Here is a 223-nt window from a genome sequence, read left to right as displayed (position 1 = left end):
CTTCGCCGGCATCCACGAGGTCGGCCAGTTCCTGGGCGGCACCCAGCAGTGGAACGGCGGGGCGGTGGCCTCGCAGGAGGTCATCAAGGAGCTGGGCACGAACGGCGGCGGCTACTTCAACGCCAACTCCGCCCACCCCTTCGAGAACCCCACCCCCTTCTCCAACCTCTTCGAGATCTTCCTGATCCTGGTCATCCCCTTCGCCCTCACACGTACGTTCGGC

General features: G+C 65.9%; 1 protein-coding gene. It reads left to right on the top strand.

What is annotated here, in order from left to right:
• Positions 1–223, top strand: a 223-nt coding sequence (locus ACEPPI_RS41125; RefSeq protein ID WP_373920329.1) for a potassium-transporting ATPase subunit KdpA, incomplete at both ends; no start/stop codon positions are given.

The sequence above is a fragment of the Streptomyces sp. AB3(2024) genome (genome assembly GCF_041862025.1).
Taxonomy (GTDB): domain Bacteria; phylum Actinomycetota; class Actinomycetes; order Streptomycetales; family Streptomycetaceae; genus Streptomyces.
Note: the sequence above shows the minus strand (reverse complement) of the source record. Positions and strands in the feature narration are given on the sequence as shown.